Annotated in this window: 15 protein-coding genes; 4 read left to right on the top strand and 11 right to left on the bottom strand. The window is 37.0% G+C overall.

Features of this window, described 5'->3' with window-relative positions; genetic code table 11:
- Positions 1-188: 188 nt before the first annotated feature.
- A complete protein-coding gene (locus tag JF259_RS15085; protein WP_199116501.1) occupies positions 189-917 on the top strand; it encodes an NYN domain-containing protein in 729 nt (242 codons plus the stop codon).
- A 194-nt stretch (positions 918-1,111) separates the two neighbouring features.
- Here the strand turns inward: JF259_RS15085 and JF259_RS15080 are convergent, their stop codons facing one another.
- From JF259_RS15080 to thrA, 8 genes are all read right to left on the bottom strand, one after another.
- Entirely contained in the window at positions 1,112-2,104 is a 993-nt protein-coding gene (locus tag JF259_RS15080; protein ID WP_199116499.1) for a Gfo/Idh/MocA family protein, read from the bottom strand.
- Positions 2,105-2,169: 65 nt separating this feature from the next.
- A complete protein-coding gene (locus JF259_RS15075; RefSeq protein WP_199116497.1) occupies positions 2,170-2,889 on the bottom strand; it encodes a YebC/PmpR family DNA-binding transcriptional regulator in 720 nt (239 codons plus the stop codon).
- Between the two features lie 97 nt (positions 2,890-2,986).
- Positions 2,987-3,277, bottom strand: coding sequence for a 4a-hydroxytetrahydrobiopterin dehydratase (locus JF259_RS15070; RefSeq protein ID WP_199116496.1), 291 nt, complete (start codon positions 3,275-3,277; stop codon positions 2,987-2,989).
- 54 nt (positions 3,278-3,331) lie between these two features.
- The gene (locus tag JF259_RS15065) at positions 3,332-4,165 is read right to left on the bottom strand and encodes a sugar nucleotide-binding protein (RefSeq protein WP_199116494.1); all 834 of its coding nucleotides are present in this window, start codon (positions 4,163-4,165) and stop codon (positions 3,332-3,334) included.
- 30 nt (positions 4,166-4,195) lie between these two features.
- Positions 4,196-5,278: a glycine cleavage system aminomethyltransferase GcvT gene (gcvT, locus tag JF259_RS15060; RefSeq protein ID WP_199116491.1), complete on the bottom strand. Its 1,083-nt coding sequence runs from the start codon at positions 5,276-5,278 to the stop codon at positions 4,196-4,198.
- A 77-nt stretch (positions 5,279-5,355) separates the two neighbouring features.
- A complete protein-coding gene (gene thrC, locus JF259_RS15055; RefSeq protein WP_199116490.1) occupies positions 5,356-6,648 on the bottom strand; it encodes a threonine synthase in 1,293 nt (430 codons plus the stop codon).
- 47 nt (positions 6,649-6,695) lie between these two features.
- On the bottom strand, positions 6,696-7,619 hold the full coding sequence (locus tag JF259_RS15050) for a homoserine kinase (RefSeq protein ID WP_199116548.1): 924 nt from the start codon (positions 7,617-7,619) through the stop codon (positions 6,696-6,698).
- Positions 7,620-7,626: 7 nt separating this feature from the next.
- Complete coding sequence (gene thrA, locus JF259_RS15045; protein ID WP_199116489.1) at positions 7,627-10,071, bottom strand: bifunctional aspartate kinase/homoserine dehydrogenase I; 2,445 nt, start codon at positions 10,069-10,071, stop codon at positions 7,627-7,629.
- Positions 10,072-10,494: 423 nt separating this feature from the next.
- Here thrA and JF259_RS15040 point away from each other — a divergent pair, with 423 nt between their 5' ends.
- Entirely contained in the window at positions 10,495-12,051 is a 1,557-nt protein-coding gene (locus JF259_RS15040) for an NAD(P)H-hydrate dehydratase (protein WP_199116488.1), read from the top strand.
- Between the two features lie 182 nt (positions 12,052-12,233).
- Here the strand turns inward: JF259_RS15040 and JF259_RS15035 are convergent, their stop codons facing one another.
- Positions 12,234-13,610, bottom strand: a complete 1,377-nt coding sequence (locus JF259_RS15035; RefSeq protein WP_199116487.1) for a TlpA family protein disulfide reductase — start codon at positions 13,608-13,610, stop codon at positions 12,234-12,236.
- Between the two features lie 1,000 nt (positions 13,611-14,610).
- Between JF259_RS15035 and JF259_RS15030 the strand changes: the two genes are divergently transcribed.
- A complete protein-coding gene (locus JF259_RS15030; RefSeq protein WP_199116486.1) occupies positions 14,611-18,555 on the top strand; it encodes a T9SS type A sorting domain-containing protein in 3,945 nt (1,314 codons plus the stop codon).
- 89 nt (positions 18,556-18,644) lie between these two features.
- Here the strand turns inward: JF259_RS15030 and JF259_RS15025 are convergent, their stop codons facing one another.
- Positions 18,645-19,487 (bottom strand): T9SS-dependent choice-of-anchor J family protein, encoded by an 843-nt coding sequence (locus JF259_RS15025; protein ID WP_199116485.1) that lies wholly within the window; start codon positions 19,485-19,487, stop codon positions 18,645-18,647.
- 392 nt (positions 19,488-19,879) lie between these two features.
- Between JF259_RS15025 and JF259_RS15020 the strand changes: the two genes are divergently transcribed.
- Positions 19,880-21,658, top strand: coding sequence for a T9SS type A sorting domain-containing protein (locus JF259_RS15020; protein ID WP_199116483.1), 1,779 nt, complete (start codon positions 19,880-19,882; stop codon positions 21,656-21,658).
- A 496-nt stretch (positions 21,659-22,154) separates the two neighbouring features.
- Here JF259_RS15020 and JF259_RS15015 read toward each other — a convergent pair.
- A partial coding sequence (locus JF259_RS15015; RefSeq protein WP_199116476.1) for an ATP-binding protein occupies positions 22,155-22,544 on the bottom strand: 390 nt, incomplete at its 5' end.

The raw sequence follows: 22,544 nt of genomic DNA, 5'->3' as shown, positions 1-22,544 counted from the left end.
GTTAAAATGTTTTTAACGTAAAAAAAATCTATTTTTTTTGATAATTCGTCAAAAATATGAAATTAAGAAGCGTCTGTTTAACCAAAAAATGTTAAAACATGTTAAGGTTTTACTGCGATAACACGGAGTTAATGAAATGCAGCTTAAGGACTTAACAACCACACATATTTTTGTTACCTTTATACCTTATGATAAAAGACACAAAAATTGCCGTATTAATTGATGGGGATAATATTCCTTCAAAGTACATTTCTGAAATGATGGAAGAGATCACAAAGTATGGTACCCCAACAATTAAGCGAATTTATGGAGATTGGACAAAGCCCCACTTATCTAAATGGAAAAATGTACTATTAGAAAATGCGATAAGCCCTATACAACAATATAGCTATACCAGTGGCAAAAATGCTACGGACTCTGCCATGATTATCGACGCTATGGATGTTTTGTATTCAGGTAAGGTCGATGCTTTTTGTCTGGCTTCGTCTGATAGTGATTTTACCAAGTTGGCTACACGTTTACGTGAGGCAGGCATGCAGGTGCTCGGAATAGGAGAAAAGAAAACTCCAGATCCGTTTATCGTAGCCTGTGATAAATTTATATATCTGGAGATCCTTACAAAGTATAATGAAAAGCAGGAAAAAGGAGGAAAGGCCAAAAAAGATAATTTATATAATATAACCCCCAAAGTTATCCGATTGCTTAAACATTCGGTGACCGATGCAGCCGATGAAGACGGTTGGGCTTTTCTAGGTGATGTGGGGTCTTTGATTATTAAAAAACAACCTAATTTTGATTCAAGGAATTTTGGCTTCGAAAAACTAACGCCGTTGTTTAAATCCCTTGATGCTTTCGAAATAGAACAGCGCGATCAACCAAATACCAGGTTTAAATTGATTTATGTTCGTAATAAATAATATAACTGTTGTGCATTTAGAGTCAATCTAGTTTCAAAATGTCAGTTCGAGTGATTTTTTGATAAAAAATCGTATCGAGAACTATTTCATAAACTAAAATTATCATTCTCGATACAAATTTTACTCATTTCAGTTGTAAAATGCCCTCAAATTGATAAAATTTTATCAAAAATGCACAACGGGTTAATATAGTATTAAAATTTACCGAGAATTTTATCCATAACCCAGCTTGTATGTAATGCTGAATGTCCTGTTGAAGGATGTTGGTAGTCTTTGTTAATAAGTGTATCCCGCATACCTTCTACATGGTAAATTTGGATATGCTTGGGGTTTTCAATAAAAAGTTCTTGATCGTTTGTAGCATTTTTTAAGACAAGTGGATTGTCGTGAAACACCGAAAATTCAATAGTCCCTTTGCTGCCATAAACCTTAACGGCATCTTCGTGCATACTGCTGGCAAAATTCCATGCTCCTGAGCCTGTTATGCCATTTTCATGTATCCAACTTGCTGTTATGGCATCTTTCGCAGTATAAAAGCCTTGTTGGTTGGTACATATACCGTGAGCGTCTTTAATGTTTCCTAAAAGGTGAGTAAAAAGATCGAGTCCGTGACTGGCCAAATCATCAAAATAACCTCCAGGAGCTATGTTGATGTCGGTTCTCCAATTGTAAGCTTTAGAGCTGTCTATAGCATTTGGTGGTTTGCATAAATGCCAACGAATGTGTCTTATATCTCCAATGCGTTTATCTTTAAGCCATTGGTTAACTTGCTTGAAGCGAGGTAGGGAGCGCCTGTAATAGGCAACGAACAGAGGTGTTTTTTTAGCTTTAAAGGTTTGATAGATAACTTGACAGTCAAAGTAACTGGGTGCCATTGGTTTTTCAATACAGCAAGGTTTTCCGGCATTGGCTACCTTTAACGCATACTGTTTATGACTATCCGGGGGAGTCGCAATATAAATGGCATCAATATCCGGATCATTGATTAATGCATCGGCATCGGTATAGTATTTTTCGATTCCATGCCTTTTGGCGTAATCCCGCACTTTGTCAGGATCACGACGCATGACGGCTGCTAATTGAAAACCGTCTGTATTTTTATAGGCAGGGCCACTTTTAACCTCTGTAACATTACCACAACCAATAATGCCCCATCTAATTACTTTGCCATTATATAAATTGGACATTTAAGTGGATTTATAATGTTTGATCTTTTTTGTGAAACCTATAATGGAAAGGGGGTGAATGTTGTTTATTCGCTTAACTCTTCCATGGTGTGGTACACGTTCTGGACGTCGTCATCTTCTTCAAGTTTTTCCAAAAGCTTTTCAACGTCTGCTATTTGCTCGGACGTTAATTTTTTAGTGACTTGCGGAATGCGTTCAAATCCAGATGATAAAATTTCAATCCCACGGGATTCAAGTTCAGCTTGTATGGCGCCAAAGCTTTCAAATGGAGCGTAGATTAAAATACCATCATCGTCTACAAAAACTTCTTCGGCTCCAAAATCGATAAATTCCAGTTCAATTTCTTCAGGGTCTATGCCATCGGCATTGATTCTAAAATTACAGGTATGGTCGAACATAAATACTACCGAGCCCGAAGTACCCAAACTACCGTCGCACTTGTTAAAATAGCTACGTACATTAGCAACAGTTCTAGTATTATTGTCGGTTGCTGTTTCTACTAAAACGGCTATACCATGAGGCGCATAACCTTCAAAAATAACTTCTTTGTAATCGCCTTGATTTTTGTCTGAAGCACGTTTTATAGCTCTTTCAATATTGTCTTTAGGCATATTAACTGCCTTGGCATTTTGTATAACCGCTCTTAAACGGGCATTACTGTCTGGATCGGGACCACCTTCTTTCACAGCCATTACAATATCTTTACCAATGCGAGTAAAGGCTTTGCTCATTGCGGCCCAACGTTTCATTTTACGTGCTTTTCTAAATTCAAAAGCTCTTCCCATAATTGAAAATTTTTATTTTTATTCCCGTAATAAAAACGGAAATTATTTTTATTTTTTAAATTTCCACAAAGTTAAAAACCTAGTCGCCAAAAACAAATTATTCTTCTGGCTCTACAATAGCATCAATGGCCTTAGCTAGTTTAAAATCTTTATCTGTAACCCCATTGGCACTATGTGTAGAAAGGGAAATGGTAAGTACGTTGTATGTGTTGGACCAATCTGGATGATGGTTTAAGGCTTCACATTCAAAAGCGATACGGCTCATGGCGCTAAAGCAATCTTTAAAGTTTTCAAATTCGAATTCCGCATGAATAGCATTGTCATAATAATCCCATTCGGGTAAGTGTAGTAAACGTTTTTCTATATCGTTTTCAGAAAGTTTTTCCATAGTTAAGGGTGTCTGAGTTATTTTGTACCAAAGTAATGATTTTGTAACAGAGAATCAACTGGTATTTAATTCTGTTAATATTTCTTGGCTTACCAATTGCAAATGTTTTGGTAGCATGTTGTATTTGGGCAAAACAGCCAAATATCTGTCGTCGTTAGTGGTGTAAACGTGTTTAAATATGGGGTTGTGATTACCTAGGGTTTTTATGATCTCTTTTATAAAATCGTCATGATGTACCAAATCGTTACTTCCAAGATGAAACACTCCCGACTTATTTCTATTAATAATGTAATGAATTTGTTGTGTAACTTTAGTATCGGTAGTTACGTTCATTATAAGGTTAGGGAAAATTTCGATAGGGGTTTTTTCTTTTAAACTTTGAAGAATTTCTAAAGTTCTTGGCGATCCAGAACCAAAAACCATCGGCAAGCGCATAATAGTTGCTTGTTTTTTAGGCAAGCGCAACAGCATGTTTTCAATTTTAATTTTAAAATGCCCATAAATACTATTGCTTAAGGTTTTGTCATACTCATAACTGGGATACTTGCTATAGGCATCAAACACATTGGCGGATGATAAAAAGAGGCACTTTATTTTTTGTGAAAACACATACTCGGCAAGGTGTTTATGGGCTATAAATTGTGCCGCAAAGTCGCCTCTTAAGGCAGAAATAACAATACTTGGTCTTATAATGTTTAGAATTTCATAAATATCATCTTCTTGAACGTTATATTGAAAAAAATGTTTGTTATGCTCTAGAGCGGTATTATTAGTGCAGTAAGTGCCGAAAGTATTAAAGTATGGGCATAGTTCTTTGTAGATAGCAGAACCAAGAAAACCGCTAGCTCCTAAAATTAAAATTCTATGCTTAGCGGTTTTCTTGTTCATATACTACATGCTGTAATTGGTAAATGTGTATTAGCCCTTGTAAAAAGGCAGCTTTACTACAGTTGCAGGCACTGCGTTTTTACGTATTTGAATGTTTATTTTGCTATCTACTCCGGCAAGAGTAGTGGGTACATAACCAAGACCGATACCCTTGTTTAAGGATGGCGACATGGTACCCGATGTAACTTCTCCTATTTTGTTGCCATTAGCATCTACAATATCGTAACCCTGACGTGGTATACCACGTTCGTCTAATTCAAAAGCAATAAGTTTACGTTTAGGACCACGACGCTTTTCTTCCTCAAGAGCTTCAGAGTTAGTGAAGTCTTTTGTGAATTTGGTTATCCAGCCCAAACCGGCTTCAATAGGGGAGGTTGTATCGTTAATATCGTTTCCGTATAGACAATAGCCCATTTCTAAACGCAAGGTATCTCGTGCTGCCAGTCCAATTGGTTTGATACCGAAATCGGCTCCAGCTTCAAAAACTTTGTCCCAAACTTGTTTGACTTCATCATTTTTACAATAAATTTCAAATCCGCCACTTCCTGTATATCCAGTGGCAGAAATAATAACATTGTCGATACCTGCAAAATCACCAACTTCAAAATTGTAGAATTTGATAGCTGATAAATCATGACCGGTTAGAGGTTGCATGGCTTCAATAGCTTTTGGACCTTGAATGGCAAGTAGGGAGTAATCATCAGACAAATTACGCATGGTTGCGCCTACATCATTTTTAGATTGTATCCAATTCCAGTCTTTTTCAATATTACTGGCGTTAACTACTAGCAAGTAGGTTTGTTCTTTAATTTTATAGATAATTAAATCATCTACAATACCACCATTATCGTTAGGCAAACAACTATATTGGGCCTTGCCTACAGTAAGCTTTGAAGCATCGTTACTTGATACTTTTTGTATTAAATCCAGGGCCTGTTCACCTTCAATAAGGAATTCGCCCATATGTGAAACATCAAAAACACCAACACTGTTTCTAACAGTTTCGTGTTCTGCGTTAACACCTTCGTATTGAACAGGCATATTAAAGCCTGCAAAGGGTACCATTTTTGCTCCAAGTGCTTCATGAGTTGCTGATAAAGCCGTATTTTTCATCTATAGTTTAGTTTGCGGTTAATTTAATTTATTTCGCAAATGTATTGAAAAAATATAGATATCAGTTTTTAGTAAGATTACTTTAACAGGTAGCCTTTTAAATCGTTATAAGTAGAAATAACTACTGACTTTTTTTCCTTGTCCATAACCGCTTCTATCTGTTCTGGAAGCGGTTGTTTTTCTTTAATAACGTCTTCAACAACATCCAGAAATTTAGTAGGGTGTGCGGTTTCTAAGAAAACACAATGGGCATTGGGATTCTCTTTTAAATAAGCCTTACATCCTAGATATCCTACTGCCCCATGAGGGTCTGCTACATAATTATAGGTGTCGTAAATTTCGAGCAAGGCCTCTTTGGTTGCCTCATCCGAAAAACTAAAAGAGGATACATTGTCTTTTAAAGTTTCAAAATCGTTGTTGTAAATCTCCTGAATACGTATAAAATTACTAGGGTCTCCTACATCCATAGCATTCGATATGGTCTGTACAGATGGTTTTGGATTGTATAGCTGTGATTTTAAATACTCGGTAACCACATCGTTTTGGTTATTAGATGCTATAAAATGTTTAACGGGTAAGCCCAATTGTTGTGCCATGATACCGGCACATATGTTTCCAAAATTTCCACTAGGCACTGAAAATACAATATCGTTGTATTTATTATGTAATTGTTTGTAAGCAAATATAAAATAGAACAATTGTGGTAACCATCGTGCTACATTGATTGAGTTTGCTGAGGTTAACTGCATGTTGCTGGTAAGATTGGTGTCTAAAAATGCTGTTTTAACCATGGCTTGGCAATCGTCAAAAGTACCATTTACTTCCAGAGCAGTTATGTTTTGTCCAAGTGTTGTTAGTTGCTTTTCTTGAATGTCGCTTACTTTTCCGCTAGGGTAGAGTATTACCACATTTACACCTTTAACGCCTAAAAAGCCATTGGCCACAGCACCGCCAGTATCACCAGAAGTCGCTACTAAAACAGTAACTTCTTTATCGTTATCCTGATTAAAATATCCAAGGCACCTAGCCATAAAGCGTGCGCCTACATCTTTAAAGGCCATCGTAGGGCCATGGAAAAGCTCTAAGGTTGATATGCTTTTGTTTAATTCCACTACCGGGAAATCGAACGACAGTGTTTCGTTAATGATCTCTTTAAGAACGACTTCAGGAATTTCGGGGGTGATAAATTGTTTAATGGCTTCAAAAGCAATTTCGGTATATGATAAGTTGTCTATATTATTGAAAACCTCAGGATCAAGGGGCGTAATACTTTCTGGAAAATAGAGTCCTTTGTCTGGTGCTAATCCTTTTATAACAGCATCTTTAAAGGATGCGTTTGGTGCTTTATGGTTAAGTGAATAGTACTTCATTGTTGTTATTGTTGACCGAAGACCTTTGACGGAAGTCGGAAGTTATTTTATATTATTTTAATCCCTTCTGCATTAATTTTGCTAACATAGGTATCGAATGCAATTGTTGTATTGCCATAAACCTTACTGATGGCTATTTCTACCTGTTTGGCTGTTTCAATACCGTTGCTAAATGTAAATATGGACGGACCTGAACCGGAAATACCTGCGCCTAAGGCACCACTTTGTAAGGCAGCTGTTTTTACCTCATTATAATAAGGGATGAGTTTACTTCGGTGCGGTTCTACAATTACATCGTCCAAAGACCTACTAATTAGCCCATAATCGCCAGTATGCAATCCATGGATTAAACTCCCGAAGTTGGCCCATTGGGTTATGGCATCTTGAAGTGCTACTTGTTTAGGTAAAATGGCTCGCGCTTCGGCTGTTTTTATTTCTATTTGTGGATGAATAATGGTTACATACAGATTATCAGGAGAAGGGATAGGCAACACTTCTAGGGGAGACAGACTTTTAACAAGGGTGAAGCCGCCAAAAATGGCAGGAGCCAAATTATCGGCATGTTCACATTGACTGGCTAAGGCCTCTCCTTTTATCGAAAACTGAGTAAGCTCAGTTTTGTTGTAGGGCTTACCTAGTAATTCGTTCATTCCAAAAACACTACCTACGGCACTGGCAGCACTACTACCAATACCACTGCCAGGTTTAATGTTTTTATAGATTTCAATTTCAAAGCCGCAATCAGGCTGTATAGCATCATACATGGCCAGTGCAGAGACACCTGCTACATTTAATTCGGCTTCGTAGGGTAGATCAAATCCTTCAATTTTGGTGATGTGGATACCTTTTTTAGATGTTTTACGAATCACCATCTCGTCACCAATTGTGTCCAAACAAAACCCTAAGACGTCAAACCCACAAGCAACGTTTGCAACGGTTGCAGGTGAAAAAATTTTTATTTCGTTGTTCATTTTATTCTTAATCATTTCCAATTCTTATAATATCAGCAAACAAACCGGACGCCGTTACGTCGGCACCAGCACCAGCACCTTTAATGATCATGGGCTGCTCTGGGTAACGTTGCGTGTAGAACATCACAATATTGTCTTTACCTTCTAAATTATAGAATGGGTGTCCTTCCGGAACTTCCTGTAATCCAACACTAGCCTTGCCGCTATTGAATTGCGCTACGTATTTTAGCTGACAACCTTTTGCCTTTGCTGAGGCATATAAGCCTTGGTAATGTGCTTCATCGTTAATTAAGGTTTCATAAAAATTATCGACTGTATCGCTTTTTAAACCTGATTCGGATAGGAAGGGTGTGTTTTCAATATCTTCCAAGTTCATTTCAACACCACTTTCCCTAGCAAGGATAAGGATCTTTCTTGCCACATCCACACCGCTCAAATCGATCCTTGGGTCCGGTTCGGTATAGCCTTCTGCCGCAGCTTGTTTAACAACATCGTAAAACTTAGTTGTATCGTTAAAATTATTGAATACAAAGTTTAAACTACCAGATAGGACTGCCTGAACGGACATAATTTTATCACCAGAAGCTACCAGATTGTTAAGCGTATCAATTACAGGTAAACCAGCACCTACGTTGGTTTCGAAAAGAAATGGTGCATTGTACTTTAAGGACAAACGCTTTAAAAGGCTATAATTTTCGTATTCGCTAGAGCAGGCTATTTTATTACAGGCTACCACGCCAATGCTTTGTCGTAAGTAAGAAGCGTATAGATTGGCAACCTCCTTATTAGCTGTAACGTCTACAAAAATACTATTGCGTAAATTAAGTGCTTTTGTCTTTTCAAAGAAGCCGTCTAGTGAAGCTGTTTCTCCTTGTGCAAGTTGCTCTTTCCAGGACTTTAGATCAATGCCATCTTCATTAAACACCATATTTCTGGAATTAGACAATCCAATAACTCGTAAATTTATTTTAAGATTATCCTTCAGGTATTGTTTTTGTTGTTTAATCTGTTCAACAAGCTTTTCGCCAACATTGCCAACACCAGTAATAAAAACATTAAGTTGTTTGGTTTTTGTTTCAAAGAATTGTTCATGCAAAGTGTTTAATGCTTTTTTTACATCACTCTCCAAAATTACAGCAGAAATATTTTTTTCGGATGCGCCTTGTGCAATCGCTCTAATATTGATGTTGTTTTTTCCAAGTGAACTAAACATTTTACCGCTAATACCCTGATGGTTTTTCATGTTATCACCTACCAAAGCAATAATAGAGAGTCCGGTTTCAACAATGATGGGGTCTATTTTGTGTAGGGCAATTTCATTTTCGAAAATAGCATCGATGGCAGTTTTAGCGTTTTCAGCATCGCTTATGTCTATCCCAATACATATGGAATGTTCGGAAGACGCTTGTGTAATCAATATAACGTTTATCTTCTCTTGTGAAAGTGTTTCAAAGAGGCGTTTTGAAAACCCAGGAATTCCTATCATGCCACTTCCCTGTAAGGTTAGTAATGCAATGTTATTAATGTTGCTAATGCCTTTTACGGGAGAGGAAGCTGGTGATTTCTCATTAGAAATGACAGTCCCTATGGCTTCGGGTTCTAAGGTGTTTTTAATATGTATAGGAATGTTTAGGTCTAGTACAGGCTGTACGGTTGGAGGATACAACACTTTGGCTCCAAAATGAGACAGTTCCATAGCTTCCTGATACGATATGCTGGCTATGGGGTAGGCCTGTTTAACCAGTTTTGGGTTAGTGGTATACATACCACTTACATCTGTCCAAATTTCAAGTTGATCAACTTTTAGGGCTGCGGCAACAATGGCAGCTGTAAAGTCAGATCCGCCTCGACCTAGTGTGGTTTGTTCGCCATCTGCCGATTTTGAGATAAAACCGGGAATAATCGTAATGTGTTGCGGTGCTGCTTTGAAATAGTCCGCAATGTTTTTATTGGTGGTACTATAATCAACTTCAGCTTTAGTAAAATTAGCATTTGTTACAATTAGGTCTTGCGCGTTTTTACGATCGGCAGACAGGTTTCTGTTTTTCATTGTTTCGGCAATGATATAGGATGATAATAGTTCGCCAAAACTAACTAGTTTGTCCGATGTTTTTGGTGATAGTTCATTTATCAAATAAATACCATCCAATAAGCTTTTAAGTGCTTCTAGTTTTTCTTCTACATAGGCTTTAATGGGGGTACTTTTATTTGGGTTTAGCTCATCTATTATGGTATAATGAATTGTTTTAATAGTATTGTAGGTTTCAATAAACTGTGTGTCTTTGTTTTGTGCTTGCTTACCCGCTAAAAGCAATTTGTCTGTAATACCACCTACGGCAGAAACCGTACATATTATGGTGTCGTTTTTTGAATAATTATCTAAAATACTTATAACCTGATTGATGTTTTTTGATGAACCAACAGAAGTTCCTCCAAATTTTAAAACCTTCATTTTAATGAATTAATAGTTTGAATTATATTTTTTTGAAATGTTGTAATCTATTGAATTACAATATGAACCGAAGAGAAATATAGCTAACAACCCCTAAGGGGTGATTGTAATTGTAGCTGTAGTAGTACCAAAAATAGCAACCGTTACCTTTGGGATGAAGGTATGTAAAGCGCTTGTATTTTTGTTTAAATGGTTCATTGTGTTGGTAATAATACAATTCAAATGTATTACTTTTAACCTAATAATAAAACAAAATGGATTTTTTTTACAGTATTCTTATTATTGTGCCTTATTTATTTTGTTGAATTATACTATTAGGTTTGAGAATTATAAAATTAACAAATAGCCAGTCTTCTGGTAACGTGTTTGTCTGATTTATTCTTAAATAGTTTGCTATGATTCTATAATATTAAATACTTGTTTATGAAAATATTTTCAAAGGAGCAGATATATGAAGCTGATGCATTAACTGTTAAGCGTCAAAATATAAGCACTACTGATCTAATGGAGCGTGCCGGGACACAAATTTTTAACTGGATACATGCTCGTATGCAAGGCGCGCAGGTACCTGTCCACATCTTTTGTGGTATTGGTAATAATGGCGGCGATAGTTTGGTATTGGCCAGGCATTTAATAACGCATGGTTACCATGTAAAGACCTACATCGTTAACTATAGCGATAAGCGTTCTAAGGATTTTTTAATTAACTATGACAGAATTAAGAGTGTTACAAAGGATTGGCCCGTACTTTTAACCAATGATGAAGCATTTCCAGTTATTAACCCCAAAGATATAATTGTTGATGCCGTTTTTGGAATTGGGTTGAATAGGCCAGTAGTACAATGGGTTACAGCATTGTTCGATCACTTTCGAGCATCGAAAGCCTTTACTTTATCTATTGATGTGCCTTCTGGTTTGTATTTGGATAAAGCTCCAGAGGCTATTAATAGCGTGGTTTCTGCCAGTTACACTTTAAGTTTCGCTGCGCCTAAGCTTGCTTTTTTTCTTCCGCAAACAGCACAGTATACTGTACAATGGGGGGTGTTGGATATAGGATTCGACCAGGCGTATTTGAATTCAGTTCATACAGAAGCCGAACTGATAGCTAAAAGCGAAGTACTGTTCCTGTTTAAACCGAGAACAAAATTTTCACATAAAGGACAGTTTGGGCATAGTTTAATTATTGGAGGTAGTTACGGAAAAATAGGTGCTGTGACTTTAGCATCCAAAGCAGCGCTATCGGCTGGAGCCGGATTGGTTACTGCCTATATTCCCAAGTGTGGGTATACTGCATTACAAGCTTCTTTGCCTGAAGCTATGGTAATCACTGATGTTAATGAAACTTACATTTCGAGTATAGATATCGAGATAGATCCTTCGGTTATAGGTTTGGGTGTTGGAATGGGTACGGACAGTAAAACAGTACAAGCCTTAGACGTTTTTTTAAAAAGTAACAAATACCCCTTAGTCATTGATGCCGATGGGTTGAATATACTATCACAACATAAAGCTTTATTGAAATTGTTGCCACCACAAACGGTTTTAACACCACACCCTAAAGAATTAGAACGCTTAATAGGTGGATGGAAGGATGATTTTGATAAACTAGATAAAGTAAAAGCCTTTGCCAGTACCTATAATATTATAGTCGTAATTAAAGGCGCTCATTCAATTACAGTATTTAATAACAAACTTTATATCAATACAACAGGTAACCCTGGATTGGCAACAGCCGGTAGTGGTGATGTGCTTACCGGTATTATTACGGGGCTTATCTCTCAGGGTTATGATCCCCTGGAAGCGACCGTTTTTGGTGTGTATTTACATGGAAAGGCAGCCGATATAGCTACTGGAAAGTATGGCTATCAAAGTTTATTTGCCAGTCATGTAATTGATTATTTAGGAGCTGCTTATGTAGACTTGTTTAAGAAGCCGGAATCTCAAGAGCGTGAGGATGACGAGGAGAATAAGGGGAGTTAGTGAAAAGTGAAAAGTTGGTTGTTGGTCATGAAGTGATGAGTGATGTGGTGATGAAGTGAGGAGGTTAGGATGTTATGAAGTACCATCCAAACGCTTCAAAATTATCTAACTAGATAAAATAAAAAGGCTGCCAATAAGATTATGAAGCAGCCTTTTACTTGTATAAATGTGTTTTTAAAGCATTATATGTTAAGTGATGTAAACAAACTTATCAGTTCAGGGTTAGATGGTCTTGGTGCGTTAGGAGAAACTATATTTCCATCCGGATCGATTAAAATAAACCGTGGAATGCCTTTAATCTGGTAGCCTTGAACAAAGTCGGAATTCCAACTCTTATCAGCGAACAATTGAATGCCTTTTAGATCTTGCTCTTCGATCATTTGTTTCCATTTGTCATAATCGGAAGCTTTGTCAACAGAAATGCTTACAAATTCAATGTTTTTACCATGGTACTTTTGTTCAACATCCTTTAAAAATGGAATTTCTCTTTTACAAGGGCCGCACCAGGTTGCCCATACATCTACATATACATATTTTCCTTTAAGATCATGTAACGATGTTTTGCCACCTTTAAAATTTTCGTAATTAACAAAAGCAGGTGAAGGCTCCCCTTTAGCTAAAGCTTTTAATTTGTTATAGCTTTTCGTAAGTTCGGCTTTATGCGATTCATTTGTAGAAACCGACATAAAATCGTTATAAAAAGTTTTTAGATCTTTGGCGTAAGTAAGGCCATTCTTTGCAAAATCAAAAACAAGACCATTTTTTATGGTTTCATTGTCTATGGTTTTTGCCACTTTAAAAAACGCGGCGTTATAATCCAGTGAATCCACTTTCATGGTTTCTGAAACGGCTTCTTTATAATGAAGCGTAACCAATTGTTTGTATTTGGGAGAAAACTCAAAATCAGAACCATTATTATAATCGATAGCATCGAGTTCATTTAAAAAGTCTTCAGACACTTTAAACCCTTGTTGTTTCGAAAAATGAGCATGAGCTCTTTCGTACTGTGTTAACAAAAAAAGATAGAAATAATTGGCGTTTCTTTTTTCTTGGTTTACAAATTCATCGGGAACGTTTTTGGTGGATGAGATTAAATCAGTTAAAGCAGCCTTATAATCATTTAGCTTTGCTTTATAAGCAGTTTCATCTAGAGAATATACTTCACCAGGGTTACTTCCAAAAAGTTCTTTTTCTTTTTCTTTTTTTAATTGCAAGTAATTGCTTGCTTCCGATCCGTTACCGGTAATATTTATGGAATTTTGAAAATCTTTGGCATCATAATTTATAGATAGATTAATGCCAGGCTTAATGTATATAAAGGTTGGGTTTGCTCCATCGTATAATACATAAGTACCTTCTTTCACTCTAAGTGTATCAACAAAGCTGCCGTCTTCTCCTACTGCTATTGGATTTTTAATGAGGCCGTCATAGCTGTTTATGGTAAAATCGCCAACAGGTTTATTTATAATTTTACCGTTAAGCAGTGCATAATCAACTTTAGCATCATCTTTACAGGAAATACATGCTATTGCAATCAATGGAATGAGTAATTTTTTCATCTGTTTAAATTTTATTGTTTTTCATAGATCAGATGTAATTCGCCAATAATCATCTCGGTGGGTATCAAGATTTGTTATGGCTCATTTCATACGTTCTAAATTTTGATAATTCATTTGATCTTATATTAATTATAAAATTGAGAACCTATGCAATCGCTACGCTCTCACATTAAAAATTTTAAACATTCCCTTTTGTGAAAAAATGCTTAAAATTTATTAATGTTCGTTTCATGTGTTTATATTTATTTTCTTAAAGTCATGCTTCGATTTCAGTTTATCTAGCCAAGTTGAAAGACTCAGTACAAAGTGTAACATCCATATTATCATTTTGTTTGTGTGGCTAGCGATGTGGTCATTGATGTTTTATTAGTAAGCTAATTGTTTTTACGGTGTATATTGTAACTGTCAGTAAACCATGTGTTTGTAGTCTTTTTTGTTGTGTGATTTTAATACTGAAAAGCATGGAATTGTTATTCTGACGAAAATAGGCATTTTGAAATTTTATGCCATTGCATTGCACTAATTATTAACATTTGTTTATGAAAATGACAAGATTTTTAGCAATGAATGCAGGTTAACGGCTAAAAATTGTGGGTTATCTAAAAAAATGACATAAAACTTGAAAAATGTGTAGATGACCCAAAAAATCTTACAACTTGTCTAAAAGCCATTTTTGTGGGTTGTTATGCCTGCATAATTTATATAAATTTGGTTTCCCTCACTTCTCTATGTGCATTAACCTTATTTTTTGTTATAGGTGCATTTTTTTTGATTAGTAGCAAATTATTAAAGATGCCCTCGTCTTACCAAGATTTGACAACTTAAACAGGTTGTGGTTATGACATTGTCATGATTACAGTTATGTAAGTTGTTTTTCCTTATTTATGTTAACATCATTTTATTAACTAAAAAAAATGTTATGTTAATGTACAATTTTACCCAATTTTATTCCCGAACACAAACGTGTTGTTTTAAGTTTAGGAATGCATTATTTAAAAGTATGTCGGGCTTTTTGGTCGTCATGCTTTTTTTGTTGTCTGCAAGCACGTTGCAGGCTCAGGTAGTTCCTTGTATTGACGGTAATACCGTTGAATGGGGGTCTCCTTTATTAGACACAGAACCAACTTATCAGTATGTTGCTGATGTTAGAGAAGGTAATCAGGATAATGCTTGGCACACGGGTGCAAAAGACATTATCGATTACGGTCCTGATGGCAATCAATGGACCTATACTTCTGTATTGTCTAAAGGTGATATCATGAATGCTGCAGCAGTAGTGTTAACAGGATTAGAAAATGATCCGGAAAATTGTGATGCAGGTTTTGATTATGATCCATTACGAACTTATTTATTTTTTGCTGGGGACAGAGAATCTAACAATGGAGTTGCACAGATAGGATTTTGGTTCTATTTGGATGGCTCAGCACCAGTTGAAGTTAATGGTGATAAATATCTAGAGCCTAAACATGCAATAGGTGACTTATTGATTATGAGTGACTTTAGTGCTGGCGGTAGATTAGCCACCGTTACCGTATTACAATGGGTAGATCCAAACGGGGTAGCTGGTAATTATTCTGAAGATCAACATTTTGATCAATTACCATTGGATAGCCAAGTAGCTATAAACAATGATGGTAACCCAGATGTTCCTACGCCTTGGGCAGGTAATGTTAAGCCTGGACAAATGGTATACGACTATAATGAATTTTACGAAGGTGTTGTAGATTTAACAGATGTATTTGATCTAAATCAAAATCCTGAGGCCATATGTGGTGCAGGTTGGTTATTAGAAACAAGATCATCTAAGGAAATAACAGCTAAACTTAAAGATTTTACAGGTGGCCAATTCAATTTAGAACCTACGGCTACAGTAAATAGTCCAACAGTATGCGTTGAAGATCCAGCGACATTAGAAGCAACTGTTTTTCAGGGTGCTATAGAAATATTAAACCCTGTTGGAGATGGATATACGTTCCAATGGTGGAAAGGAGATCCAGAGAATGGGGGCATGCTTTTGGAAGATGTTGATACAGCAACAGATGAATATGTTATAGACCCAACAACGTCTAATGATGCAGGAGCATATTATGTAATAGTGTTTAGTCCACAGGGATGTGAATCCCAAGGTTCTGCTTTTGGAACACTTACACTTAACCCATTACCCGATGTTTCAGCTGATGATGAAACATTGGCTTGTACTGCTACTACTGTACAATTAACAGGATCTCCAGAAGGAGGTACATGGAGTGGCGATCATGTAAGTGCATCAGGATTATTTGATGCTACCGGTTTAGCACCAGATGATTATGTAGTAACATATAACTATACAGATCCAAATACAAATTGTACAAATAGTGCAGAGGCTACCATTACTGTAGATATAGCACCGGAATTGACAGTAACTTGTCCTGATCCAGTGAGTGTTGATTGTAATGATGACATCGCAACGGCTTTTTCTACTTGGTTAGGTGGTTTTAGCTCAAGTGAAGGTGGAGGCACTGTAACTGAAACATATAATGTAACGGTTGATGGGAATCCAGTGGCAATAGGAGATTTAGTTGCTCCTACATATATTTGTGATGGCTCAGTTATCAATATAACTTTTATGGCTTCTGATGAATGTGATCAGGAAGAGGAATGTAGTTCTTCATTTACTTTAGAAGCAGATACTACCCCACCAACTGCTAGTAATCCAGCTTCCGATACTGTTGATTGCGGAAACATACCAAACCCTGATCCATTGGTAGTTATTGATGAATCTGATAATTGTGGTACTCCAGTTGTTACCCACCTAAATGATACAGAACATCCAGGTGTTTGTGGAGGAACTTTTGTAAGAACTTATAGAGTTACAGATACATGTGGACAATATATTGATGTACAGCAAACGATCAACGTTAACCCGGCGCCAGAGGCGACTGTAGCGGATCCAGGCTTCCCAGAGAGTGTGAGCTGTGATGTAGCTGACGGTTGGGAGGCACCAAATACAACATACGGCAATGGAGCAGATGGCAATTGTACTATCAGTGGAGAGTTAACCCCAACGGTAGATGCCGATTGGAACAACTGTGGCGGAACCATTACGGTAAGCTATAGTGGGCAGGATGAGTGCGGCCGTCCATTGAGTGCAGGTCCATATGTAATCAATGTAGATGCGGCGCCAGAGGCGACTGTAGCGGATCCAGGCTTCCCAGAGAGTGTGAGCTGTGATGTAGCTGACGGTTGGGAGGCACCAAATACAACATACGGCAATGGAGCAGATGGCAATTGTACTATCAGTGGAGAGTTAACCCCAACGGTAGATGCCGATTGGAACAACTGTGGCGGAACCATTACGGTAAGCTATAGTGGCCAGGATGAGTGCGGCCGTCCATTGAGTGCAGGTCCATATGTAATCAATGTAGATGCGGCGCCAGAGGCGACTGTAGCGGATCCAGGCTTCCCAGAGAGTGTGAGCTGTGATGTAGCTGACGGTTGGGAGGCACCAAATACAACATACGGCAATGGAGCAGATGGCAATTGTACTATCAGTGGAGAGTTAACCCCAACGGTAGATGCCGATTGGAACAACTGTGGCGGAACCATTACGGTAAGCTATAGTGGCCAGGATGAGTGCGGCCGTCCATTGAGTGCAGGTCCATATGTAATCAATGTAGATGCGGTGCCTAAAGCTAGTTTTGATGCGATAAGTAACATAGATATTTATTGTGAAGATTTAGATTCATTTGTGCCAGGTATGCTTTCATATGGTAATGGTGAAGATGGTGCATGTATAATCAGTGGACAAGTACAGGGAGTATCTGATCCTTTTGAAGGTAACTGTGGACAGTTTGATGTTCATTTCAGTTATACTGATGAATGTGGTAGAACGATAACAGCAACTCAAGTTGTAACGGTAATAGATGAAACTGCACCAGTGATTACTTGCCCAGAACCTATGACTATTTGTAATGATAGTTTCCCTGCGGAATTAACCGCAAATTGGACAGATAATTGTTTAGACGGAGGTACATTAACAGTTGGGCCAATAAACATTAGATATCGTGATGATATGTGTGCTGAGCTAGCAGATTATGTATTTACAATCTCTGATGGTTGTGGTAATGAAACAACAGAAATATGTACAATTACTCGTGAGTTTGATAAATATGATAATTGCGAAACTGCTTTCGCCATGGATATGGAAACTGCAAGTTGTTTTATTCCTGACTTTAAGCGTTGGGGATGGACCAATTCTTATAACGAAGGCGATTCTTCTGAATTACCATTATATGCAGGAGCAGCACATTGTGACTATGAGAACAAGGGAACGCTTGTTGGTAGTGTTACTGTAGATTATTCAGTAGAAGGAGAAATAACGGTTACTTATAATATCAATGAAGGCTACGGTATGAAAGAAGCTCATGTGTATGTTGGTTGTGATATGTATCCAGAAAAGAAAGGAACGCCAACAGTAGCACCTGGTCAATATACCTTTAACTCAGGGTCTTTAGATAACTCTAATGGTATATCAGTTACCTTCGATAATGTGTATGGACCAGTTTACGTAATTGCTCACGCCGTGACTTGTGAAGAGTTATGTAAGTGTAGTGACAGACCATGGTCAGACGATGGTAATACCTATAATGTTGATCTGGGTATTAACTGTGGAGGCGAAGCCAAAGTAGCTGTAACCAAGTCAGTTGACTTTACAGCCTATCCGGTACCATTTGATGAGGAAGTGAATATTAAGTACAGCTTCGATTATGAAACGGATGTAACGATTGAAGTATTCGATATGAAAGGAGCCTTAGTAAGAAAAGCAAAAAATACTAACTACATGAAAGGTATGAGCGCTACAACTAAGATGAATCTTTCCGGAACAGACAACCAAATGTTCTTTGTAAGGTTAACAACCAATGCAGGTACACTGGTTAAAAAGATAGTATCATATAGCGAACAATAGGGGCTATTTGAATTGATTAATAACCAATATGTGAAAGGAGGAGCTAAAATTTTTGCTCCTCCTTTTTTTTTAATGGTTCTCTAAAAAGATTATTGTTTAATAAACTTAAAGGTCCTTTTTAAGTTTTCTATTTCAACCATGCAGATATAGATGCCTTTGGTTAAATAAGAGAGATTAATGATTTCCTCAGTATAGTCTAATTTTTGCGAAATAACCTGTTGTCCAAGTGTATTAAAAACTTGTAAAGAATTTAAGGGCAATCCATTTGAATTTAATGTTAAAGTTTTATCAATTGGATTGTAGGTATGCGTAAAATTGTTTTTCTCAAGATCATCAATGCCCAGCAAAGATGTGCTGATAGATACATCGTCCAAATTTAAAAGAAATTGCGATCCTGAAATATTTTCATGTCTAAAAGCTAGATAGACTGTATTTCCTGCCAGAGCGGAAACATTTAAGCTTCTGGTAGCAAAAACACCGGCAGCACCTACCTCATCGGCATATTCACTTATTTTTACAGGACTTGCTTCAAAGTCAGAAATAGAGTTCCCCGTTGCTGCATACATGGTGTAGTATTCATGTGCAAAAGAAGCATTTTCTGCTCTGATTTTCCAGGTAACTTCAATGGTGTCATCTGTAGAAAAAGCATTAAGGTCGATACCATAAGAATAAACCCAATTGTCAGGATTCAGATTTCCCTGAGAAGAACTCCAGGATCTGGAAGTAAGACATTTATAACCTCCATAGCTACTACCATACTCTCTCCAGTACCAATTGTTCCCGTCTCCATCTTGATCTAATACATTCCAACAAACTCCTATTACAGAAGAGTCATCAAAGTTTTCTGTTACAGGTAGTGTATTATCACAGGTTTGGGACCGTATTTGGTTAATTATGCAAATGAGCGAAACTAAAAGTAATAATTTCTTCATGACTAAATAGGTTAAGTTTGAGGCTAAATCTAGTCAAATATTTGGAATAAAACACTTTTATCTTTAAAAAACGACATTTAATCGATTAAATGCTTTTAAATTGTAGTGTAAATCTGAATTTTTAATTGTTTGTGCTTTTAAATTGTGTTAATGTAAATGTTTGTTTATCAGATTGTTGTAGGTTTTTAGGTACGTTTAAAAGCTATTGTTTTTAGCAAAATTAAGAATACTTTCGCCGCTTTATATAAATAGCTTCTTGTCTAAATCACATCTATTTGAATGTTAATACTTACAAATACAGGTGTGTTTCGTGTATTTTATCGATTAAATGATTTAAAAACAAGATAATCTGGCATTTTTTCTAAATTTATAATCCCAAATATGCCGTAGTTATGATGAAGTTTAGTTACAAAGTGGGCTTACTATTTTTTATATGTCAGTTATTGAATAGTATTTCATTAAAAGCCCAGGAAATGATGTTTGAAGTACCGTTTGATGCGCAAGTAGCACTTTCTGATGTCATTGTCGAAGGAGAAGTACTGGCAAAGGAATCCTTTTGGGATGATGCGCACAATACCATATATACCGTACATACCATTAAGGTATATAAAGTATTTAAAGGGGAAACTACCAATACTATTGAATTGGTCACACCAGGTGGAGTCATTGGATTGGAGGCTCAGGTAGTGTCCCATAGTTTACAGCTTCAAAAAGGAAACTTGGGTGTTTTTATGCTAAAATCAAATCCAAAGGCCATCACCACGCAAAAAGAAGCTATTTCCAATCAAGCTTCATACACGTCTACAGTGGGTATCCAAGGCTTTTATAAGTATGCTTTAAAGAATAATAGCGCTGTAAATACTTATTCGGTTATTGATAATATAACAGGTGATTTTTATTCCAGAATCATAGGCTTAACAAATAGGGAGCCAATTAGTATGGATGCTCTTGACTTAAACGCTGAAACAAGTAAGGTAACTTCTACTTCTAAAACAGCAGGAACAGCCACAATCACATCCTTTTCGGCTACCAGTGCTTCGGCAGGGACAAAAAGTATTTTGACTATTACTGGTAACGGATTTGGTGAAACCAAAGGCACGATAGGATTTAGCGATGCTAATTATGGTGGGTATTTACATACCAATGCCTTAGATAATCAGGTTAAAAGTTGGACAGACTCGAAAATTGAAGTCGAAATACCCGATAGGGCAGGAACAGGCACCTTTAAAGTAAATACTGTTTTAAATGGTAACTTAGAATCTGCTAACGATTTAACCATCGATTTTGCACAAATCAACTTGGAATACAACGGAACGGCCTATCAGACCCAGCATATAAATGATAATGGTACTGGCGGGAATACGTGGACAATGAATACCGATTTTTATAATTCCGATGCCAAAGATGCCTTTGCACGGGCTTTTGAAAGTTGGACTTGCGGCTCAGGCATAAATTGGGAATTAGCAAACACCACAACGACCATTAATAAAAAGGATTTATACGATGGTGTTAATGTAGTAACATTTAGTGAAACTATGGGAAGTGGTATGTTAGGACAGTGTTATTCTAGATACGAGGGATGTTATGACGGTGGTGAGATTAAATGGTATGTAACGGAAATGGATATCGTTTTTAATGCTAACAAGAATTGGAATTTTAGTACCGCACCTCCAGCCAATGACCAAATAGATTTTGAAACCGTAACAGTTCACGAACTAGGACATGGTCATCAATTAGGACATGTAGTTAACACAAACGAAGTGATGCACTATTCCATTTCGTCAGGAGCCTCTTTAAGAACATTGAGTTCCCAAGATCTGGCGGGTGCTATGGATATACAAACCAGAAGCAGTACAACAACCATTTGCGGACAGTTGAGTATGACACAGTCGGCCTGTATGCAATTAGGTGTGGACGATGCTAAAATCGATAAGGATGTTACTATGTATCCAAATCCGGCAAAACACACTGTTTACATCAGGAATAAAGCGAGTATAAACATTACGAACGTATCCATTGTTAACATACAGGGAAGCCTACTTTTTAGTTCAAGAATAAAGGATACTAATCCTGTATTGTCGTTCGATGTATCCAACTTAGCACCCGGCGTATATATGGTTAAAATTGATTCGGCCTTTGGGTCGGGTGTTAAAAAGCTTATGGTGCAGTAGGTTTAAAGTTTAAAGCGAAAAACGAAAAGTGAACAATGAACAGTGAAAAGTTGAAGGCTAAAAGCCAACAGCTAACAGCTAAAAGTGAGTAGTGAGTAGTGAGTAATGAGTAATGAGTAATGAGTAATGAGTAATGAGTAATGAGTAATGAAAAGTGAACATGAACAATGAACAGTTGAAGGCTAAAAGCCAACTGCTAATAGCTAAGAGTTGATGTTTAAAGTTTAAAGTTTAAAGTTTAAAGCGAAAAACGAAAAGTGAACAATGAACAATGAACAGTTGAAGGCTAAAAGCCAACTGCTAACAGCTAAAAGTGAGTAGTGAGTAGTGAGTAGTGAGTAATGAGTAATGAGTAATGAGTAATGAAAAGTGAATGTTTATTTCAACTGAAAAGTATACCATTTTAAATTAATTAACAATGGTATCCCTGTTCCCTGGGGGGTACCCCCAGGGAACAGGGATACCGGCGGCTCTCGGGAGGCTTTTTTTCGTTTTTTCATTTGTTCATCATTTGTTTGGTTTCTTTCAATCGGTATGATTCTCCGTTCATGTTTATAAGATGCGCTTTATGAGTTAACCTATCTACCAGGGCTGCTGTTAGTACCGGGTCACCGAAGATTTCCTCCCAACGTTCAAAACCGAGATTGGTAGTAATTATGGTTGATTTACGCCCGGCTCTTAAAGAAAGATGATTGAAAAGGAGTTCGGATCCTTCCTTATCAAAGGAGACATAGCCAAATTCATCACAGATTACTAAATCGTACTTCTCAAAACGTGCTTCCATAATCTTTAGGGTGCGCTGGGAGTGCGATTCCCGTATTTGGGTTAATAGTTTATGTACCGTGGTAAATAATACTTTATACCCCTGTAGACAGGCTTTCAGGCC

This window comes from Snuella sedimenti, assembly GCF_016428595.1.
GTDB lineage: Bacteria > Bacteroidota > Bacteroidia > Flavobacteriales > Flavobacteriaceae > Snuella > Snuella sedimenti.
This window is presented reverse-complemented; position numbering and strand designations above follow the sequence as displayed.